Origin of the sequence: Rhizobium sp. ARZ01, assembly GCF_014851675.1 — a bacterium.
GTDB lineage: Bacteria > Pseudomonadota > Alphaproteobacteria > Rhizobiales > Rhizobiaceae > Mycoplana.
The window spans coordinates 353,588-371,964 of record NZ_JACVAE010000003.1; the positions used below are offsets into that span (position 1 = coordinate 353,588).

An 18,377-nucleotide genomic window follows, 5' to 3' on the forward strand; every position below is an offset into this window, starting at 1 on the left:
GAAACGCATGATCGACGTTCTAGTGGCCGGTGGCGGATATGTCGGGCTGTCACTGGCCGTGGCGCTGAAGACGGCAGCGCCGCATCTCAAGGTGGAACTTGTCGACGGCGCGCCGGCTGAAGCCTGGGAGCGCGACGAGCGGGCATCCGCACTCGTTGCCGCCGCACGCAATCTGCTCAGCGTGCTCGGCGTCTGGGACCAGATCGCGCCGGAAGCAGAACCGATCCGGCGGATGGTGATCACCGATTCGCGCATAGCCGACCCCGTCCGTCCGGTGTTTCTCACCTTCGAAGGAACCGGCTCCGCAGACGACAGCTCACCGTTTGCCCATATGGTCCCGAACCGTGCCGTGACCGGCAGCCTGCTCGCCGCAGCCGAGCGGATCGGCCTGCCGATCCACTGGGCGACGTCGGCGGTCGACTTCTCTACCGATGCGCATGCGACGGAGGTTCGCCTCTCCAACGGCGAGACGCGACAGACGCGTCTTCTGGTCGCCTGCGATGGCGTGCGCTCGAAGCTGCGTGACATCGCCGGCATAAAGACCGTGCGCTTCGATTATGGCCAGTCTGGCATCGTGACGATGGTGGAGCACGAGCGGCCGCACGAGGGAACCGCTGAGGAGCATTTCCTCCCCTCCGGCCCGTTTGCAACGCTGCCAATGACCGGCAACCGTTCCTCGCTCGTCTGGACCGAGCGGACGGAGGATGCCGAGCGCCTCATCGCCAGCGACGACCTAGTCTTCGAGGAGGAACTGGAGCGCCGGTTCGGGCACAAGCTTGGAGCGCTCAAGGTCGTCGGGGGCCGCAGGGCCTTCCCGCTCGGCCTGACCCTGGCCCGCTCGTTTGTTGCGCCGCGCTTTGCGCTCGCCGGCGATGCCGCGCACGGGATCCATCCAATCTCGGGGCAGGGCTTGAACCTCGGCTTCAAGGACGTTGCGGCGCTGGCTGAGACGATCGTGGAGGCCGATCGCCTGGGGCTCGATATCGGCTCGCTCGCGGTACTGGAGCGCTACGAGACGTGGCGACGCTTCGACACGTTCCGCATGGGCGTGACCACGGATGTGCTGACCCGGTTGTTCTCCAATGACATCACACCGGTGCGCGTGGCGCGCGATCTCGGGCTTGGGATCGTCGATCGCCTTCCGGGCCTGAAGTCGTACTTCATCCGCCAGGCCGAGGGACTTTCGGGCGCCAACCAGCCGCGCATGCTGGTCGGCGAGCCGATCTGAGGCTGTGCTCCGCCGCGTAGCGAATGCTCAGTCCTTCAGTTCGCGCGCCTCCGAGACGAGCATGATCGGGATGCCGTCGCGCACCGGATAGGCGAGCTTGGCCCGTTCCGATACCAGTTCGCCAGCCTCCGCATTCCACGTCAACCTGCCTTTCGTCAGCGGGCAGACGAGCAGTTCCAGAAGTTTTGGGTCGACGTGGTGGGTCTTGTTGTCCATCAGATGACCTATTGGAGCCGTGTGTCGACGTCGCCGAAATTGCGCGCCAGCACGATCTCGGTAATCGCGATCAGCGTCTCGGCGCGGGTCTTCAGATCGGGCGCCTCGAGCAATGCCTGCTTTTCGGCAGGGCCATAGGGCGACATCATCGACATGGAGTTGACGAGCGTCGTGTTGCTGGCGCGTTCGACGCTCTCCCAGTCCGCCTCCAGCTTGTTGGCGTCGAGATAGGCGCGGAAGGCGGAGAGCAACGCCTCGCGGTCGACGCCGCGTTCGTCATCGGCGCCGGAAAGGTCGCTGATAAAAGGGGCGATCTTGAAGCAGCGGTAGGCCTTGGCCGTGCGCGCCTCGCTGATCAACCGATAGCGACACACTCCGGTCAGTGAGGCAATGTAGCGCCCGTCGCCGGTTTCGGCGAAGGAGGTGATCCGCCCTATGCAGCCGACCCGGCAGAGCGCCGGTGTCTCGGACGACGGATCCGATTCCACGTGATCGCCGAAGACCGGTTGCACCATGCCAATCAGGCGGCTGCCCGCCAGTGCATCGTCAAACATGGAAAGATAGCGTGGTTCGAAGATGTTGAGTGGTAGCTGTCCGCCCGGCAAAAGCAGGGCGCCCGTGAGCGGAAACACCGGAATCGTCCCCGGCAAGTCGTCCGGCTTCAGATAACGTGCATTTCCGACGTGCATTTCATCGCCTTCCCGTTGCATTCGGTGGCGTCCGAACTGGAAGTTTCAGACGCCGCGATGCTCATGAAATGGGGTTCGTGGCGAATTTCTCAAGATGTGCCGGGGCCGAACGATCAGGAAAACAGGATCGACGAAAGCTTGCGTCGGGCCGCGATCGTGGCCGGGTCCTTGGGTCCCCACACCTCGAAGAACTGGAGAAGCTCGCGTCGGGCCGCATCGTCCTCGAACGACCGGTCGCGCTTCAAAATCATGAGCAGGTGATCTGCGGCCGCCTGACGATCGCCTTCGACGTTACGGATCTTGGCGAGTTTCAGACGGGCGGCGTGGTCATCCGGGTCGGCGGCGAGCGCGTGCTCCAGCGCCTGCGGATCGCCGAGCTTGCGCGCCTCCTCGATCTGGTCGAGTTGCTTGAGCACGGCTGTGATGGTCGGGTCCTTCGCCATTTCCTCGGTAGCAGAGGCAAGCGTCTGACGGGCGTTGTCGTGCTGGCCGGCGGCAATCATGCACTGGGCCATCCCGGCGAGGGCTGCGGCGTTGTCGGGGTCTGCCTGCAGGATCGCGCCGAAGAGGTCGGCTGCACCGGCGACATCGTTCTGGTCGAGAAGCGTCTTTGCCTCGATCAGAACCGCCTCGATCTCCGCCTTCTGATCGGCTCCCGCGGGGCCGGCGATCTTGTCGATGAAGGCGTGCACCTGGCTCTCCGGCAATGCGCCCATGAAGCCGTCGGCCGGACGGCCGTCGACAAAGGCGATCACGGCGGGGATCGACTGAATGCCGAGCTGGCCCGCGATCGAAGGATGATCATCGATGTTCATCTTGACGAGTTTCACGCGACCGGCGGCTTCCTTCACCACCTTCTCGATGATTGGCGTCAACTGCTTGCAGGGACCGCACCAGGGCGCCCAGAAATCGACGAGTACCGGTTGCTGCCGCGATGCCTCGATGACGTCCTTGGCGAAGTTCGCCGTCGTCGTGTCCTTGATCAGGTCCGCCTCGGTTGCGCCGCCATAGTTGACCGCGGCGTTCATCTGTCCGCCAAACGATGTCGCATAGGGATTGTCGCTCATCATTGTCTCCTCGCGGACCGTCGCCCGGTTTCAATCGAATTTCGTCAGAAGATCGTATGTCAGGCAGTCATTTTCAAGACAAGCGGCTCGTGGCCGGTCGCCTCGATGAAACGAAGTAGGTCCTTCGACCCGATCGACGTGGTCGCATCGTTCCTCAAGGGGTGTGCGTTGATGATGTCGTAGGCCATCAGATCTTCGTCGATGATCACCTTCACGTTCGCGCCCGTGTCGTTGATGGCGCCAAAGGCAGTGACAGAGCCCGGAATGACGCCAAGATATTCCATCAGTTTCTCGGGTTTGCCGAAGGAAACGCGGCTCGCCGCACCTATGACGCCATGGATCGTCTTCAGATCGACGGCGGCGTTCTCCTCGACCGTCAGGAGGAAATAGTTGTCCTTCTTGTCCTTGAGAAAGAGGTTCTTCGTGTGGCCACCGGGAATTTCGTCACGCAGCGCCACCGATTCGGCAACGGTGAAAACCGGCTCATGGTTCTTCGTCGTATGCTTGATGCCCAGGCTGTCGAGGAAGGCGAAAAGCTCTTCTTCGGTCTTTGGCCTCTGTACGTCCCGCTGCATATCCATGTTTGATCCCGCTGGTGTCCGCCGTTGTCATGTTGCCCGGCCCCGCAGCCTTTCGCAGGACCGGTTGGCTTGTAGCGTTGCTTAAGATGTATTGCGGGGCGAGGCAACGGGCGTCGTCGCGTAGCCGGGCCGCGCCAGTGCGCGGCTTTTCAGGCTTTCCACGGCTCAATCGAAAATTTCTGGAAAATCCTGCGATTTCCCTGTTGCATTTGAAAAACGCTTAGGCCATATACCGCCCGTCGCCGCAACGCAGCGACCTTCGGCCACCGACTACCCCAGGCCGTCGACGATGAGCGGGTGTAGCTCAGGGGTAGAGCACAACCTTGCCAAGGTTGGGGTCGAGCGTTCGAATCGCTTCACCCGCTCCATTCTTCCAAGTCCTTCGAAGCCTCGGTTCGCCGGGGCTTTTGTGTTTTCCACGGTGGCGAAGGCGCGCGCGCCACTCCGGGCGACGCCTCGTGAGCGTCGTCCCCGCTGTCCTGTACGAGCAACGTGGATTCGTCAGGCTCTTCCCCGCGCCCGCAAAAATCTCCTGTGTGAAATTTGAGTTTGTCAAATATTACAGTGATTTAACTATTCATTGTGACTTTTGCGCGGTTAGCCTGCCGACCGGATCAACAACATCAAGACAAAGACATGATTGCGGTTCTCAAGCGCTATGCGACGCCATTGATCACAGGTTTGTTTCTCGTCTCGCTCGTTTCGGGCGTTGCGATCTTTTTTCATATCGGCAACGCCACCTTCCACGCGATGCATGAATGGCTGAGCATGGTGCTGATCGCGCCGTTCGTTTTGCATGTGTGGAAGAACTGGCGCCCGATGACGGGTTATTTCGGACGGCGACCCATGACGGTCGCGCTTCTGATATCGTTGGCGGCGGCGGTTCCATTCGCATGGCCAGGTGGAGAGGGGCGTTCGGGCGGCCCGCCGCAGTTTGCCCTCGCCCGGGTGGTTCTGCAGAACTCGCCAGAGAAGCTGGCACCCCTGTTGGGTGATACGACCGATGGCCTCCTCGCAAGGCTCAACCAGCGAGGCTTTGCCGTGGCCGCGGACGTGCCATTGTCCGAGATTGCGGAACGATCGGGTAAGAACGAGTTCGAACTGGTTCAGGCACTGCTTGCCCAGGAACGTTGACGCTCTGCCGTCTTGATGTCGATCGCCCTTCATTGTCGGCGCCGCAGCTCCCTCTTGGTCGCTGCAAGGAGTTGCCAAGGGCGACGGGCTCGTTACCATGGAGGCCATAGTGGTGGAGCGTTTGTCGGCCGCGCCGGCGTGCGGGCACGTTCCGGCGGGCGAAAGGGAGGCTCATGGGCGCGTATGTCGAAATCGTCGAAATGGCGGCACGCGACGGCCTGCAGAACGAGAAGCGCATCATTCCGGCGGCGGAAAAAATCGCGCTGATCGACAGGCTGTCCGCCTGCGGCTTTGGCCGTATCGAGGCGACCAGCTTCGTCAGCCCGAAATGGGTGCCGCAACTGGCCGATGGTGCGCAGGTCATGGCGGGTATCGCAAGGCGTCCTGGCGCACGATACGCCGCATTGGTGCCGAACATGATCGGCTACGAAGCGGCGAGGGCGGCCGGCGCCGACGAGGTGGCAATTTTCGTCTCGGCATCCGAGGGCTTCTCCCGCGCCAACATCAATTGCTCGATTGCCGAGAGCCTCGACCGGCTGAAGCCCGTAGCCGATCGGGCCCGCACCGATGGTCTGCCGTTGCGCGGCTATGTCAGTTGCGTCGTGGTGTGCCCTTATGACGGGCCGACACCGCCCGGCGCCGTTGCCGGCGTTACGGAGAAGCTGCTGGCGCTCGGCTGCCACGAAGTGAGCCTCGGCGATACGACCGGCCGGGGGACGCCAGATGAAGTCGCCGCCATGCTGAGCGCCGTTCTCGGCGTCGCACCGCCCGAACAGCTTGCTGGCCACTATCACGATACCGGCGGGCGGGCGCTCGACAACATCCGCGTCAGTCTCGATCTCGGGCTGAGGGTGTTCGATGCCTCGGTGGGTGGCCTCGGCGGCTGCCCGTTCGCTCCGGGCGCGAAAGGCAACGTCGATACGCTTGCGGTCGCCGGGATGCTGGAGGCAATGGATTACAGCACCGGCCTGGACATGACGCGTCTGGCGGATGCGGCAGCATTTGCCCGTGAACTTGTCCTGAGGCCGGAAGCGGAGACCAAGCCATGAAGTTCGAGACAATTTCCATTGCGGCGGACAGCCGCGGCGTGGCGACGCTGATGCTGGCCCGGCCCGAACAGCACAATGCGCTATCCGCGCGGATGATCGCCGAATTGACGCAGGCAGCTTCGCAACTCGGCGACGATCCTGCAGTGCGTGTCGTGGTTCTGACCGGCGAAGGTGCAAGTTTCTGCGCGGGGGGCGATCTCAAGTGGATGAAAGAGCAGGCCTCGGCGACCCGGGAGCAACGGATCGCCGAGGCTCGCAAGCTCGCCGTGATGCTGAAGGCGTTGCGCGAGCTGCCAAAGCCGCTGATTGCCCGCGTCAACGGTCAGGCCTATGGCGGCGGCGTCGGCCTGATCAGTGTCTGCGACACGGCGATTGCCGCCTCCGACGCCCGTTTCGGCTTGACGGAAACGCGGCTCGGGCTGATCCCGGCGACGATAAGCCCGTATGTCATCGCCCGCATCGGTTCGGCCAATGCGTTACGGTATTTCACCTCGGCGCGCCTTTTCGGGGCCGACGAGGCGTTGACCGTCGGCCTCTTGAACGCGGAGGTCGAGGCGGAGGGGCTGGATGCGGCGGTCGAACGGGAGGTCGCCCAGTATTTTGCGACCGCGCCGGGAGCCGTCGCCGCGGCGAAAGCTTTGGTGCATTCGGTTGCTGCCCCGATCGATGAAAGTCTGATCGAGATGACCCTGACCCGGCTTGCGGACACCTGGGAAACGGCGGAGGCGGCGGAGGGGATCGCAGCGTTCTTTGAAAAGCGACCGGCGTCCTGGAAATCAAAGATCCAGTAGTGTCGGACCTGTACGGTTGCGTGCCGCAGATTCCGGCAAGGCTCAACCCTGCCTGCATTCAAGCCGGTTGGACCGACGAAATTTGTTTTCCGTCAACAGGCGTTGAACATCATTGCTAACGTGTGTATTTCTTTTGTCGACACAGGTTATTTGGCTATGAATGAAAAACTGTCGACACCATCCTCGGAACGAAAGCGCGGCTCTGGCGTAAAATTCGTCTACGATATCTTGCGCGACGAGATCCTGGACCTGGTCCTCCCGCCGGGCAGCCCGATCGATGAAGTTCAGCTGGCTGAACGCTTCGAGATGTCACGGACTCCGATACGCGAGGCGCTGGTGCGTTTGGCGGGTGAGGGGCTGATTGATACGCTGCCCAATCGCTCGACCATGGTGTCGAACATCGATTTCCTCAACATGCACACCTTCTTCGACGCGCTGGTGCTGATGTACCGGGTCACGACGCGGTTGGCAGCGCAATATCACCGCCCAGAGGATCTGGCGGTGATCCGTGGCTTCCACGAGGACTATGCGGCAGCCGTCGAGGCACGGGACGCACTCGCCATGATCGCCACCAATGCCGCCTTCCATGCGGCGATCGCAGACGCAGGCCGCAATCCCTATTTCACGAGCCTGTTCCGTCGGTTGCTGGATGAGGGGCGGCGAATTCTGCGCCTCTACTACCAGTCCTACGAAGAACAATTTCCACAGCGTTTCGTCGACGAGCATGCGGACATGATCGCAGTCATTGCCGCGCGTGACGTCGATGGTGCCGACCGGGTCGCAAGGGCCCACGCCGAACAAATCGTCCACCAGATTCAAAAGCTTTTCACGCGTGACGAGCGACTGGACATTGCGCTGTGATGCCTTGTCGATTTCTTGTCGACAAATAAAATACAAATGCTATTATCGCGTTGAAGGCACGGGTGCGATCTCGCCGTTGGCGTGACCATCCCTGCTCGCCCGACAGCCTAAAGAGGAGTTTACGATGAAGGCCAAGATTTTCTCCGGCGTTATTCCGGCCCTGATGACCCCCTGCAAGGAAGACCGCAGCCCGGACTTCGACGCGCTGGTGCGCAAGGGCAAGGAACTGATCGAAAAGGGCATGTCGGGGGTCGTGTACTGCGGCTCGATGGGTGACTGGCCGCTTCTGACCGACGAGCAGCGCATGGAAGGCGTCGAGCGCCTCGTCAAGGCTGGCGTCCCGGTCATCGTCGGTACCGGCGCCGTGAACACCGCCTCGGCTGTTGCTCATGCCGCACACGCCCAGAAGGTCGGTGCACAGGGCCTGATGGTCATTCCGCGCGTCCTGTCGCGCGCCACGGTCGTCGCAGCTCAGAAGAACCATTTCAAGGCCATTCTCGCTGCCGCCCCGGACCTGCCGGCCGTCATCTACAACAGCCCCTATTACGGCTTCGCCACCCGCGCTGACCTGTTCTTCGCGCTACGCGCCGAGCACCCGAACCTGATCGGCTTCAAGGAATTCGGCGGTGCAGCCGACATGCGCTATGCGGCCGAGCACATCACCAGCCGTGAAGACGACGTCACCCTGATGATCGGCGTCGACACCTGCGTGTTCCAGGGCTTCGTGAACTGCGGCGCGACCGGCGCGATCACCGGCATCGGCGTGGTGTTGCCGAAGGAAGTCCTGCACATGTGCAACCTGGCACGCGCCGCTGCCGCCGGCGACGCGGACGCCCGCCAGCGCGCGCTCGAACTGGAGCAGGCGCTCGCCGTACTCTCCTCCTTCGACGAAGGCCCGGACCTCGTTCTCTACTTCAAGCACATGATGGTGCTGAAGGGCGACAAGGAATACACGCTGCACTTCAACGAGACCGATGCCCTCTCCGACAGCCAGCGTGGCTATGTCGAGGCCCAGCTCAAGCTGTTCGACACCTGGTATGCCGAATGGAGCAAGCTCCCGGGCGCCGTCCAGAAGTACAAGGCTTAATCGCCTAGCTTCCGACTTCCCTTTCGATTCTTTACGCCGCCTGTAGCCAACGCTGCCGGCGGCGTTTTTGCGATTGTCGCAGCGATCCGATTTTGCGATTGTCTTTGGCAACCGGAGCGAGAGAAGTCGAAAATGCCCTCCCTTGACGTGCTGCTTGCCTTCGCTGTCACCACGGCGGTCTTCGCCTTCATTCCAGGCCCCGCCATGCTCTACGCCGCCGCCCGGACGATGGCTGGTGGCCGCGCGGCAGGCCTGATGGCGGTCCTCGGCACCCATCTCGGCGCCTACGCGCATATCATCGCGGCCGCAGCAGGGCTTTCCGCCCTGTTCCATGCCGTGCCGATCGCCTATGCCGGCGTGAAGTTTGCCGGTGCCGCCTATCTCGTCTGGCTCGGCATTTCGCTTTTCCGTTCGAGGGACGCGAAGAGTGCGTGGCGGGAGGCGCGCCGAAGGGCGGGCGGGGGGCATTCTTCCAAAGCGTCGCTGTGGAAGTGCTCAATCCCAAAACAGCGATCTTCTTCCTGGCTTTCCTGCCGCAGTTTGTGGACAGCAGCGCCGGCCTGCCGATCTGGGTGCAACTCGCGATTTTGGGAATTCTGGTGAACTTGATGTTCACCTTTGCCGATGTCGTCACCGTCATGCTCGCGGATGTAATCCTCGCGCGAATGAAGCAGTCAAGTGGCGTGCAATCGCTGGTGCGCAATGCGGGCGGAACGATCCTAATCGGCCTCGGCGCCCATCTCGCTCTACAAAAGGGTTGAACGCCGCGGCGAACCCGTCGCCACGGCGCTACCCGGAATCAATCGGTTACGCCACTGCGTCAAGTCCCAGGGCGAGCAAGCGGTCCAGCTGCTCCATCTCGGCAGCGGTCAAGGCAATGCCGTGGGTCTCCGATTTCGCCCGCGCGACGTAACGGCGCTGCGAGGGCAGGCGGGCGCCCTGGCCGGCGATTGCTTCGAACAGAACCTCTGCCCGGGCGAAGGGGGCGCCGGAACGGCCGGCAGCAAAAGCCTCCGGCGAGAAGGCGAGGATGAGTTCGCCGTGGAAGGGCGCCAGCGTCGTCGTGCCGAGGTAGTCGAGTACTTCCGGGCTGGTCAGGTCGCCGATCATAATGCCGGCAAGCAGTTCGATCATCGTGCCGATGGCCGAGCCCTTGTGTCCGCCGAACGGCAGCATGGCGCCGGCAAGTGCTGCTTCCGGATCGGTCGTCGGATTGCCTTCCGCATCGATAGCCCAGCCTTCGGGCAGCTGCTTGCCCGCCCGCCGATGCAACTCGATCTCACCGCGGGCGGCAACCGAAGTCGCAAAGTCGAAGACGTAGGGGGATTTGCCGGGACGCGGCCAGCCGAAGGCGAAGGGATTTGTGCCAAGCAGCGGCTTGTTGCCGCCGGTCGGCGCCACGGTCGCATAGCTCGGACACATTACGAGCCCGGCAAGGCCCTGCTCCGTGATGGCTTCCACTTCCGGCCAAAGTGCCGAGAAATGCGAGCAGTCGTTGATGACGAGGGCCGCAAGGCCGCAGGCGCGGGCGCGCTCGGCCAGGGCCGGCACGCCGAGTTCGACTGCTGGATTGGTAAAGCCGCCATTCGCGTTCACCTTGACGATGGCCGAGCCTTCCGTCAGCGTCAACTCAGGCACGGCATCCGGCTTGACCTTGCCTGCCTTGACCGTGCGCAGGGCGCCCTCGATCCGGTAGATGCCGTGCGATTTGCAGGCGTCGCGCTCGCCGGCGACGATCACCCGCGCGAGCGCGCCGGCCTGAACCTCGTTGAGCCCGGCCTTGCGGAAGATTTCTTCGACGAGCCCAGTCAGGGCCTCGATTGTGAGGATGGTATCTTGGCTCATCGCAGCTTCCTTTCGTGCGTCATGCGGTGTGGTTGTCGCCTGATCGGAGGTGCGCGGCACTGCCAAGACAAGCGTTGCATTCATGTGGACATGTTGTATGCATGGTGGGGCGAAAGATGCAAGTGCCGGCCCACCCCGCGGGTTCTTCCCCTATTCGGTGGGCTCGAGCTGCAAGACACGAAGGATCCCTAGACATGCCTTACACCCCCAACGGCAAACACCTGATCGCTGGCGAATGGGTCGCCGGTGAGCAAACCTTTACGTCGGCGCCGGCGCATGGTCCAGCACATCAATTCTCTGCTGGCACCGTTGAACTGGTCGACCGCGCCTGCCAGGCTGCCGAGCAGGCATTCTGGAGCTACGCGGCCACCACGCGCGAACAGCGTGCCGCGTTCCTCGATGCCATCGCCGAAGAGATCGAGGCTCGCGCCGAGGCGATCACCGAAATCGGTAGCCAGGAGAGCGGCTTGCCCGAGGCCCGCCTCCAGGGCGAGCGGGGACGCACGGTCGGCCAGTTGCGGCTCTTTGCCGAGCACATTCGCAAAGGCGACTATCTGGATCGCCGTCGTGCGCCGGCCATGCCTGATCGCCAGCCCGCGCCGCGACCCGAGATCCTCATGGTACAGCGTCCGATCGGGCCGGTCGCCGTGTTTGGCGCCTCGAACTTTCCGCTCGCCTTTTCGACGGCCGGCGGCGATACCGCGGCAGCCTTGGCAGCGGGTTGCCCCGTTGTGGTCAAGGGGCATTCGGCGCATCCCGGTACCGGCGAGATCGTCGCCGAAGCCATCCTTGCAGCCATCGAAAAAACCGGCATGCCAAAGGGCGTCTTCTCGCTGATCCAAGGCGGCAAGCGCGACGTCGGCCATGCACTGGTCCAGCATCCGAAGATCAAGGCCGTGGGCTTTACCGGCAGCCTCGCCGGCGGACGTGCGTTGTTCGATCTTTGCGCCGCACGCCCCGAGCCCATCCCCTTCTTCGGCGAGCTTGGCAGCGTGAACCCCATGTTCGTCCTGCCAAACGCGGTTGCAAACCGCGCGGAAGCGCTGGGTCAGGGCTGGGCGGGTTCGCTGACCATGGGCGCAGGCCAGTTCTGCACCAACCCCGGCATTGCCATCGTCATCGACGGCCCCGATGCCGACCGCTTCGTCGCCGCGACCAAAGCCGGCCTGGAGCAGGTTGGTCCCCAGACCATGCTGACCGATGGCATCGCATCGGCCTATCACGAGGGGCGGGCACGCTTTCTTGCGAGCAAGGTCCAGGCGACGCACGTGACTGAGTCCGAGGGGCGGCAGGCTTCGCCAAACCTGTTTGAAACGAAGGGTTCGGAATTCCTGCGTGACCACGGTCTGAAGGAGGAAGTGTTCGGCCCGCTCGGGCTCGTCGTCCGCGTCAGTTCGCTGGATGAGATGTTGGAGCTTGCCAGTTCTTTCGAAGGGCAGTTGACCGCCACGTTGCACATGGATGATGCGGATGTGGACGCCGCCCGCCGCCTGCGCCCGGTACTTGAGCACAAGGCTGGTCGCGTGCTGGTCAACGGTTTTCCGACGGGGGTCGAGGTGGTCGACTCGATGGTTCATGGCGGGCCGTATCCGGCCAGCACCAACTTCGGGGCCACAAGCGTAGGAACGCTGTCGATCCGTCGTTTCCTTCGTCCGGTTTCTTACCAGAACATGCCTGCCGAAATTCTGCCCGAGGACCTCTTGGCCTGGTAAGCGCCAGGGGTTAGTAACCACTCGGCCCCTGCCGAGTGGCAATTAAGAGCGGCGCCATGGAATGTATAAGGCTTTCCTTGGCGCTTTTCGCTTCCGGAAAGTGGTTGGAATTTCAATCACCTGAATTCAAAATGTATACAAAAAGTATTTTTGTGTTGATTTTTGAGGTGTCGTCATGATTATGACGCCATTCTGGCGGGCTGGATCGCCAGCGAAGGGAGAGACATATGAAACTTTCAACCGTTATGGCTGGCCTTCTGGCCGCAACCTGCATGGTTTCCACTGCCAAGGCTGACAAGCTGGACGACATTATTGCATCCGGTACGCTGCGTTGCGCTGTCGTGCTGGACTTCCCGCCGATGGGTGCGCGCGACGATGCCAACAACCCGATTGGCTTCGACGTCGACTACTGCAATGATCTGGCCAAGGCGCTCGGCGTAACGGCCGAGATCGTCGAGACCCCGTTCCCCGAGCGTATTCCGGCACTGATGTCCGGCCGCGTCGACGTCGGTGTTGCCTCCACCTCCGACACGCTGGAGCGCGCCAAGACGGTCGGCATGACCATCCCCTACTTCGCCTTCGAAATGGCCGTCACCGCCAATGAGAAGTCCGGCGTCAAGACCTTCGAAGACATGAAGGGCAAGGTCGTCGGCGCCACCGCCGGCACCTTCGAGGCCATCGCGCTTGAAAAGCAGGTCAAGGAATGGGGCGCGGGCGAGTTTCGTCCTTACCAGACGCAGGCAGACGTCTTCCTCGCGTTGAGCCAAGGTCAGATCGACGCCACCGTCTCGACCTCGACCGTAGCCCAGGCCAACGTAAAGACCGGCAAGTTCCCCGGAATTGCTGTTGTCGGCAAGGCTCCGTTCGACGTTGACTATGTAGCCCTCTTCACCAATCGCGAAGAATACGGCCTCATCAACTTCCTCAACCTGTTCATCAATCAGCAGGTTCGCACCGGCCGTTATGCTGAGCTCTATGAGAAGTGGGTCGGCGGCGAGCTCCCCGATCTGTCGGTAAACGGCGTTTATCGCTAATCTGACCGTTTCGTTGGCGGCGCGGGGTTATCTCGCGCCGTTGCTCCTTTCAGAAAGGTGAGACGGTAATGTTCAGCTACACCTTCCACTGGAACCAGGCGCTGAGAGCGCTGCCGCAGATGTTGGACGGCGCGCTGGTGACGCTGCAGATCGCGCTCCTGTCCATGGCCATCGGCCTGGCCATCGCTATCGCCCTGACCCTGTTCCGCCTGTCCGGCAACCGTATCCTCAGCGGGTTTGCCACTGCCTGGGTCGAGATCGCGCGCAACACGCCTGCCCTGTTCCAGATTTACATGGCCCATTTCGGGCTTGGCAATTTCGGGATCCATCTGAGTCCCTTTACCTCGCTTCTGGTCGGTATCGCGTTCAACAATGCCGGTTACCTGGCTGAGAACTTCCGCGGTGCGCTCAAGGCCATCCCGGACACGCAGACGCGTGCGGGTCGTTCGCTTGGCATGACCTCGCTGCAGGCCTTCCGGCTGATCGTGATGCCGCAGATGCTGCGTATCGCCTTCCTGCCGGTCACCAACCAGATGGTCTGGGCGATCCTGATGACGTCGCTGGGTGTCACAGTCGGCATGAACACCGACCTCGCCGGCATCACACAGGAGCTGAATGCCCGCTCCTTCCGCACCTTTGAATTCTTCGCGCTGGCGGCAGTGATATACTATGTCATCGCCAAGGCGGTCACCCTTGGTGCCCGTGCCTTCGCCTCGCGCATGTTTCGCTACTGAGAGGTGAGAGATGTTTAGTACTGCCCTCACCTGGAATGATATGCTCTTCCTTGCGCAGGGAGCCGGGATGACCCTTGCGGTCACGGCCGTCTCCGTTGCCGCCGGCACGGTGCTCGGAGTTCTCTTCGGGATGATCCGTGTCGAACTCGGACCCTACTGGTCCGCTCCGCTGACCTTCGTGCTCGACGTGTTTCGTTCGGTGCCGCTGCTGATCCAACTGGTGCTCGGCAATGCCCTTCAGTCGATCATGAAACTGGGTTGGCCTCCCTTCACTACCTCCTGCGTGGTGCTGTCGCTTTACACGGCAGCCTATTGTACGGAGATCGTGCGCGGCGGGATCGCCGCCGTACCGCCGACCACCCGCCGTGCGGCCCGCTCGCTCGGCATGACCTGGTGGCAGGACATGCGCTACATCGTGGCGCCGCTGGCAACGCGCGTTTCGCTGCCGTCCTGGATCGGCCTGACGCTCGGCGTCATGAAGGACTCCGCACTCGTGCTTTGGCTTGGCCTGATCGAGCTTCTGCGCGCCTCGCAGATCCTCGTGACGCGCCTGCAGGAGCCGTTGTTCATCCTTCTGATCTGCGGCGCCATCTACTTCATCATCAGCTTCCCCATCGCCCGGCTTGGCGGGTATCTCGAAAAACGGTGGTCCCCCAATGATTGAGATTGAAAACGTCCGCAAATCCTTCGGCCAGCTGGAGGTTCTCAAGGGAATCGACCTCACCGTCAGCAAGGGCGAGGTTGTGACCGTCATCGGCGGCTCCGGCTCGGGAAAGTCGACGCTGCTCACCTGCATCAACGGGCTGGAGCCCATCGATGCCGGCCGGATCGTCATCGACGGAACCGATGTCCACGCCAAGACAACCGACCTGAACAAGCTGCGCCAGAAGGTGGGCATCGTGTTCCAGCAGTGGAATGCCTTCCCGCACCTGACGGTTCTGGAAAACGTGATGCTTGCACCCCGCAAGGTTCTTGGCCTGTCGAAGGCCGAGGCCGAGGAAATCGCGGTTAAGCAGCTGACCCACGTGGGTCTCGCCGAAAAGCTCGCGGTCTATCCGAACCGCATGTCGGGCGGCCAGCAGCAGCGTATGGCGATCGCCCGCGCTCTTGCCATGTCGCCGGAATACATGCTGTTCGACGAGGTGACTTCCGCTCTCGACCCGATGCTGGTCGGCGAAGTGCTTGATACGCTGCGGATGCTTGCATCCGAAGGCATGACGATGATCTGCGTGACGCACGAGATGAAGTTCGCTCGCGAGGTCTCCGACCGCGTCGCCTTCTTCCATCAGGGCATCATGGCCGAGATCGCGTCGCCGGAACAGCTGTTCGATGCGCCGCAGCACCCAGAGACCAAGAAATTCCTAGCTGCAACGCATTGAGGGCATGATGAACGGTCAGACTCAACCCGACGTCGTCGTAGTCGGCGCCGGCGTCGTGGGGCTCTCCGCGGCGATCGCCGCCCAGGCACGGGGGCTTTCGGTTGTCGTGCTTGACCGCGAAGGTCCCGCGGCTGGGGCCTCGGCTGGCAATGCCGGGGCTTTCGCCTTTACCGATATCCTTCCGCTGGCCTCGCCGGGCATCCTGAAGAAGGCGCCGAAATGGCTGCTCGACCCGCTCGGGCCGCTTTCGGTTCCGCCCTCCTATGCGCTGCAGATCGCACCATGGATGTTTCGCTTCTGGCGCGCTTGCCAGCCCTCGCGCGTGGCGCATTCGACTACGGCGCAGACGGCGCTGATGGATCTGTCGAAGGCGGAACTGGAGCCGTTCCTGCAGCAGACCGGCACCATGCCGATGCTGCGCAAGGAGGGTAACCTCCAGGTCTACGAGAGCGAAGCCGAACTGAAGGCCTCGCTCCCCGGCTGGAAGGCGCGGGCGGAGCACGGAATCGAATTCCGTCACATGACCGCAGAGGAATTGGCTGCGATCCAGCCTGGCCTCGCGCCGCGTTTCACCCATGGCACCTTTACGCCGGGCTGGTACTCGATCACCGATCCGAAGCTCTACACGATCGCCCTGGCGGATTATTTCCGCGCCATGGGCGGTACGATCGAGCGGGCAGACGTTACGGCCGTGCGCCCGGCCGGGGATGGGGTCGAGATACTGACGGCGGACGGCAGCACGCGCCGTGCGGCGAAAGTCGTGCTTTCGGCGGGCGCGTTTTCGCACAAGATCGCCAAGACCCTCGGCGAGAGCATCCCGCTGGAAACCGAACGTGGTTACAACACGACGCTTCCCGGCGATGCCTTCGACCTGCGCACGCAGGTTACCTTTGGCGGTCACGGCTTCGTCGTCACGCGCCTGTCGACCGGCATCCGCGTCGGCGGTGCGGTGGAACTCGGCGGGCTCAAGCTGCCGCCGAACTATCGCCGGTCTGAGGCGATGCTCAAGAAGGCGCAAACCTTCCTGCCCGGGCTGAAGCCGCAGGGCGGCGTGCAGTGGATGGGCTTCCGTCCCTCGCTGCCCGACAGCCTGCCGGCGATCGGCCGCGCCCGAGCCACGCCACGCGTGATCTACGCCTTCGGGCACGGCCACCTCGGCTTGACCCAGTCGGCGGGCACAGCACGGATCGTTGCCGATCTGCTGACCGGCCAGACGCCTGCCATCGACATCGCGTCCTTCTCGCCTCAACGCTTCTGAGAGAGGTATCGCCGCATGAAAGCACAGACGCCCGCCCAAAGTATCCTTGGTGGCGTGGCCGAAGGCCCCGTCGTGGCTTCGCCGGAGGCCTTGAGCTTCTGGGGTGGTGTTGATCCCGCGACGGGTTCGGTCATCGACGTGCACCATCCGCTTCACGGCAAGTGTCTGACCGGTGGCATCCTGATGCTGCCGTCGAGCCGTGGCTCCTGTACCGGATCGGGCGTACTTCTCGATCTCGTGCTCAGCGGACGGGCGCCGGCGGCGCTGGTATTTTCGGAAGCCGAGGACGTGCTGACCCTCGGCGCGCTGATTGCAACGGAAATGTTCGGCAAGCCGCTCCCGGTGCTGCGCCTCGCACCGGAAGCGTTTGCGGCACTGTCACGGGCGAAGACGGCAAGGATCGGCGATACCGCGATCGAAGCCGACGGCCTCACGATCCCCGTAAGCGCACCGGCCACCGCCGCGCTGGAGCTGACCGAGGCGGATCGGGCCATGCTCGAGGGAAAGCAGGGCGTGGCCGTCCAGCAGGCGATGCGCATCATCTGCGCCATGGCGGCGCAGCAGGGCGCGCGCAGTCTCGTGGACGTAACTCAGGGACATATTGACGGCTGTATCTATGCCAGCCCGGCGAACCTGACCTTTGCCGAAAAGATGGCTGATATGGGCGCGCAGGTCTGTGTGCCGACGACGATGAACGCTATCTCCGTCGACCGTGCGAACTGGCAGGCGCAAGGGGTGCCGTATGCGTTCGGCAATCCGGCGGCGCGTCTCGCCGATGCCTATGTCCGCATGGGCTGCCGGCCGACCTTTACCTGTTCGCCCTATCTGCTCGACAGCGCACCGAACGCCGGTGAATCGATTGCCTGGGCCGAATCCAACGCGGTGATCTTCGCCAATACCGTGCTTGGCGCACGCACGGCGAAACATCCCGATTTCCTCGATCTTTGCATCGCGCTGACCGGACGCGCGCCGCTATCCGGCGTCTATCTCGACGAGCATCGCAAGGCGCGCCGCGTCATCGACGTGGAATTGCCGGAGGGCGTAGACGATGCGTTTTGGCCGCTGATCGGTTATCTCGCCGGTCGCGCGGCTCCCGATCGCATCCCGCTGCTGCATGGGCTCGCCTCGGCGCAGCCGTCGCGCGACGACCTCAAGGCGCTCTGCGCGGCCTTCGGCACGACTTCCGCTAGCCCCATGCTGCATATCGAGGGCGTGACGCCCGAGGCCAACGGCGCGGCAGCCGACAATGCCGACCGGGTCACCATCAGCCGCGCCGACATGGCCGCCGCCTGGGCGCTCTTGAACGAGGGGCCGGAAGAGGTGGAGCTTGTCGCCATCGGCAGCCCGCACGCGTCACTCGACGAATGCCGCGCACTGGCCGACGCACTCGCCGGACGCACACGCCATCCGGAGGTCACGGTGATCGTCACAGCGGGCAGCCAGGTGATCGCTGATGCCAAGCGCGACGGCACGTTCGTCCGACTACAAGAGAGCGGCGTGCAGGTGTTGCCCGATCTCTGCTGGTGCTCGATTTCCGAGCCGGTCTTTCCGACACGCACGCGAGCGGTAATGACGAATTCCGGCAAGTACGCGCATTACGGTCCCGGCCTTTCCGGCCGCGCCGTCCGCTTCGGCAGTCTTGCCGACTGCGCGCTTGCCGCCCAGTCAGGCAAAGTCCCCGTCAAGCTGCCCGGCTGGCTGGCTTGACGCCA

The 18,377-nt window shown here is 63.0% G+C and carries 18 protein-coding genes, 1 tRNA gene and 1 pseudogene; 15 read left to right on the forward strand and 5 right to left on the reverse strand.

The window, feature by feature from the left end; all coding sequences use genetic code 11:
* Positions 1-7: 7 nt before the first annotated feature.
* Positions 8-1,228 (forward strand): ubiquinone biosynthesis hydroxylase, encoded by a 1,221-nt coding sequence (locus tag IB238_RS18955; RefSeq protein WP_192250536.1) that lies wholly within the window; start codon positions 8-10, stop codon positions 1,226-1,228.
* Positions 1,229-1,255: 27 nt separating this feature from the next.
* On the opposite strand, the gene IB238_RS18960 is transcribed toward IB238_RS18955, so the two are convergent.
* The 4 genes from IB238_RS18960 to IB238_RS18975 form a co-directional block, all read right to left on the reverse strand.
* On the reverse strand, positions 1,256-1,444 hold the full coding sequence (locus IB238_RS18960; protein WP_192250539.1) for a Trm112 family protein: 189 nt from the start codon (positions 1,442-1,444) through the stop codon (positions 1,256-1,258).
* Positions 1,445-1,452: 8 nt separating this feature from the next.
* The gene (locus IB238_RS18965) at positions 1,453-2,133 is read right to left on the reverse strand and encodes an LON peptidase substrate-binding domain-containing protein (RefSeq protein ID WP_192250542.1); all 681 of its coding nucleotides are present in this window, start codon (positions 2,131-2,133) and stop codon (positions 1,453-1,455) included.
* Positions 2,134-2,246: 113 nt separating this feature from the next.
* Positions 2,247-3,200 carry a thioredoxin gene (trxA, locus tag IB238_RS18970; RefSeq protein WP_192250545.1) on the reverse strand — a complete coding sequence of 318 codons (954 nt, stop codon included), beginning with the start codon at positions 3,198-3,200 and terminating at the stop codon, positions 2,247-2,249.
* Between the two features lie 59 nt (positions 3,201-3,259).
* Positions 3,260-3,781, reverse strand: coding sequence for a prolyl-tRNA synthetase associated domain-containing protein (locus IB238_RS18975; RefSeq protein ID WP_246723723.1), 522 nt, complete (start codon positions 3,779-3,781; stop codon positions 3,260-3,262).
* Between the two features lie 293 nt (positions 3,782-4,074).
* On the opposite strand from IB238_RS18975, the gene IB238_RS18980 reads away from it, so the two are divergent.
* The 7 genes and pseudogenes from IB238_RS18980 (at position 4,075) to IB238_RS19010 (ending at position 9,464) form a co-directional block, all read left to right on the forward strand.
* Positions 4,075-4,149 (forward strand) — tRNA-Gly (locus IB238_RS18980).
* 268 nt (positions 4,150-4,417) lie between these two features.
* Positions 4,418-4,915, forward strand: a complete 498-nt coding sequence (locus IB238_RS18985; RefSeq protein ID WP_192250548.1) for a DUF4405 domain-containing protein — start codon at positions 4,418-4,420, stop codon at positions 4,913-4,915.
* Between the two features lie 173 nt (positions 4,916-5,088).
* The gene (locus tag IB238_RS18990; RefSeq protein ID WP_192250551.1) at positions 5,089-5,964 is read left to right on the forward strand and encodes a hydroxymethylglutaryl-CoA lyase; all 876 of its coding nucleotides are present in this window, start codon (positions 5,089-5,091) and stop codon (positions 5,962-5,964) included.
* Positions 5,961-6,755 carry a crotonase/enoyl-CoA hydratase family protein gene (locus IB238_RS18995; RefSeq protein WP_192250554.1) on the forward strand — a complete coding sequence of 265 codons (795 nt, stop codon included), beginning with the start codon at positions 5,961-5,963 and terminating at the stop codon, positions 6,753-6,755. Before IB238_RS18990 ends, IB238_RS18995 begins: the two co-directional genes overlap by 4 nt.
* Before the next feature lie 156 nt (positions 6,756-6,911).
* On the forward strand, positions 6,912-7,616 hold the full coding sequence (locus IB238_RS19000; protein ID WP_192250557.1) for a GntR family transcriptional regulator: 705 nt from the start codon (positions 6,912-6,914) through the stop codon (positions 7,614-7,616).
* Positions 7,617-7,740: 124 nt separating this feature from the next.
* Positions 7,741-8,703: a dihydrodipicolinate synthase family protein gene (locus tag IB238_RS19005; RefSeq protein WP_192250560.1), complete on the forward strand. Its 963-nt coding sequence runs from the start codon at positions 7,741-7,743 to the stop codon at positions 8,701-8,703.
* Between the two features lie 132 nt (positions 8,704-8,835).
* Positions 8,836-9,464, forward strand: a pseudogene (locus IB238_RS19010) (LysE family translocator).
* Between the two features lie 46 nt (positions 9,465-9,510).
* Here the strand turns inward: IB238_RS19010 and IB238_RS19015 are convergent.
* Complete coding sequence (locus IB238_RS19015; RefSeq protein ID WP_192250563.1) at positions 9,511-10,548, reverse strand: Ldh family oxidoreductase; 1,038 nt, start codon at positions 10,546-10,548, stop codon at positions 9,511-9,513.
* Positions 10,549-10,742: 194 nt separating this feature from the next.
* Between IB238_RS19015 and IB238_RS19020 the strand changes: the two genes are divergently transcribed.
* The 7 genes from IB238_RS19020 to IB238_RS19050 all read left to right on the forward strand — a co-directional run bounded on the left by IB238_RS19020 (position 10,743) and on the right by IB238_RS19050 (position 18,372).
* Positions 10,743-12,260: an aldehyde dehydrogenase (NADP(+)) gene (locus IB238_RS19020; RefSeq protein ID WP_192250566.1), complete on the forward strand. Its 1,518-nt coding sequence runs from the start codon at positions 10,743-10,745 to the stop codon at positions 12,258-12,260.
* Between the two features lie 227 nt (positions 12,261-12,487).
* Positions 12,488-13,294, forward strand: coding sequence for a transporter substrate-binding domain-containing protein (locus IB238_RS19025; protein WP_192250569.1), 807 nt, complete (start codon positions 12,488-12,490; stop codon positions 13,292-13,294).
* A gap of 68 nt (positions 13,295-13,362) precedes the next feature.
* The gene (locus tag IB238_RS19030; protein WP_192250572.1) at positions 13,363-14,028 is read left to right on the forward strand and encodes an amino acid ABC transporter permease; all 666 of its coding nucleotides are present in this window, start codon (positions 13,363-13,365) and stop codon (positions 14,026-14,028) included.
* A gap of 10 nt (positions 14,029-14,038) precedes the next feature.
* Entirely contained in the window at positions 14,039-14,692 is a 654-nt protein-coding gene (locus IB238_RS19035; RefSeq protein ID WP_192250576.1) for an amino acid ABC transporter permease, read from the forward strand.
* Positions 14,685-15,407, forward strand: a complete 723-nt coding sequence (locus IB238_RS19040) for an amino acid ABC transporter ATP-binding protein (RefSeq protein WP_192250579.1) — start codon at positions 14,685-14,687, stop codon at positions 15,405-15,407. Before IB238_RS19035 ends, IB238_RS19040 begins: the two co-directional genes overlap by 8 nt.
* Before the next feature lie 7 nt (positions 15,408-15,414).
* Positions 15,415-16,665 (forward strand): FAD-dependent oxidoreductase, encoded by a 1,251-nt coding sequence (locus IB238_RS19045; protein ID WP_192250582.1) that lies wholly within the window; start codon positions 15,415-15,417, stop codon positions 16,663-16,665.
* 15 nt (positions 16,666-16,680) lie between these two features.
* Positions 16,681-18,372 carry an aconitase X gene (locus tag IB238_RS19050; protein ID WP_192250585.1) on the forward strand — a complete coding sequence of 564 codons (1,692 nt, stop codon included), beginning with the start codon at positions 16,681-16,683 and terminating at the stop codon, positions 18,370-18,372.
* Positions 18,373-18,377: the final 5 nt, after the last annotated feature.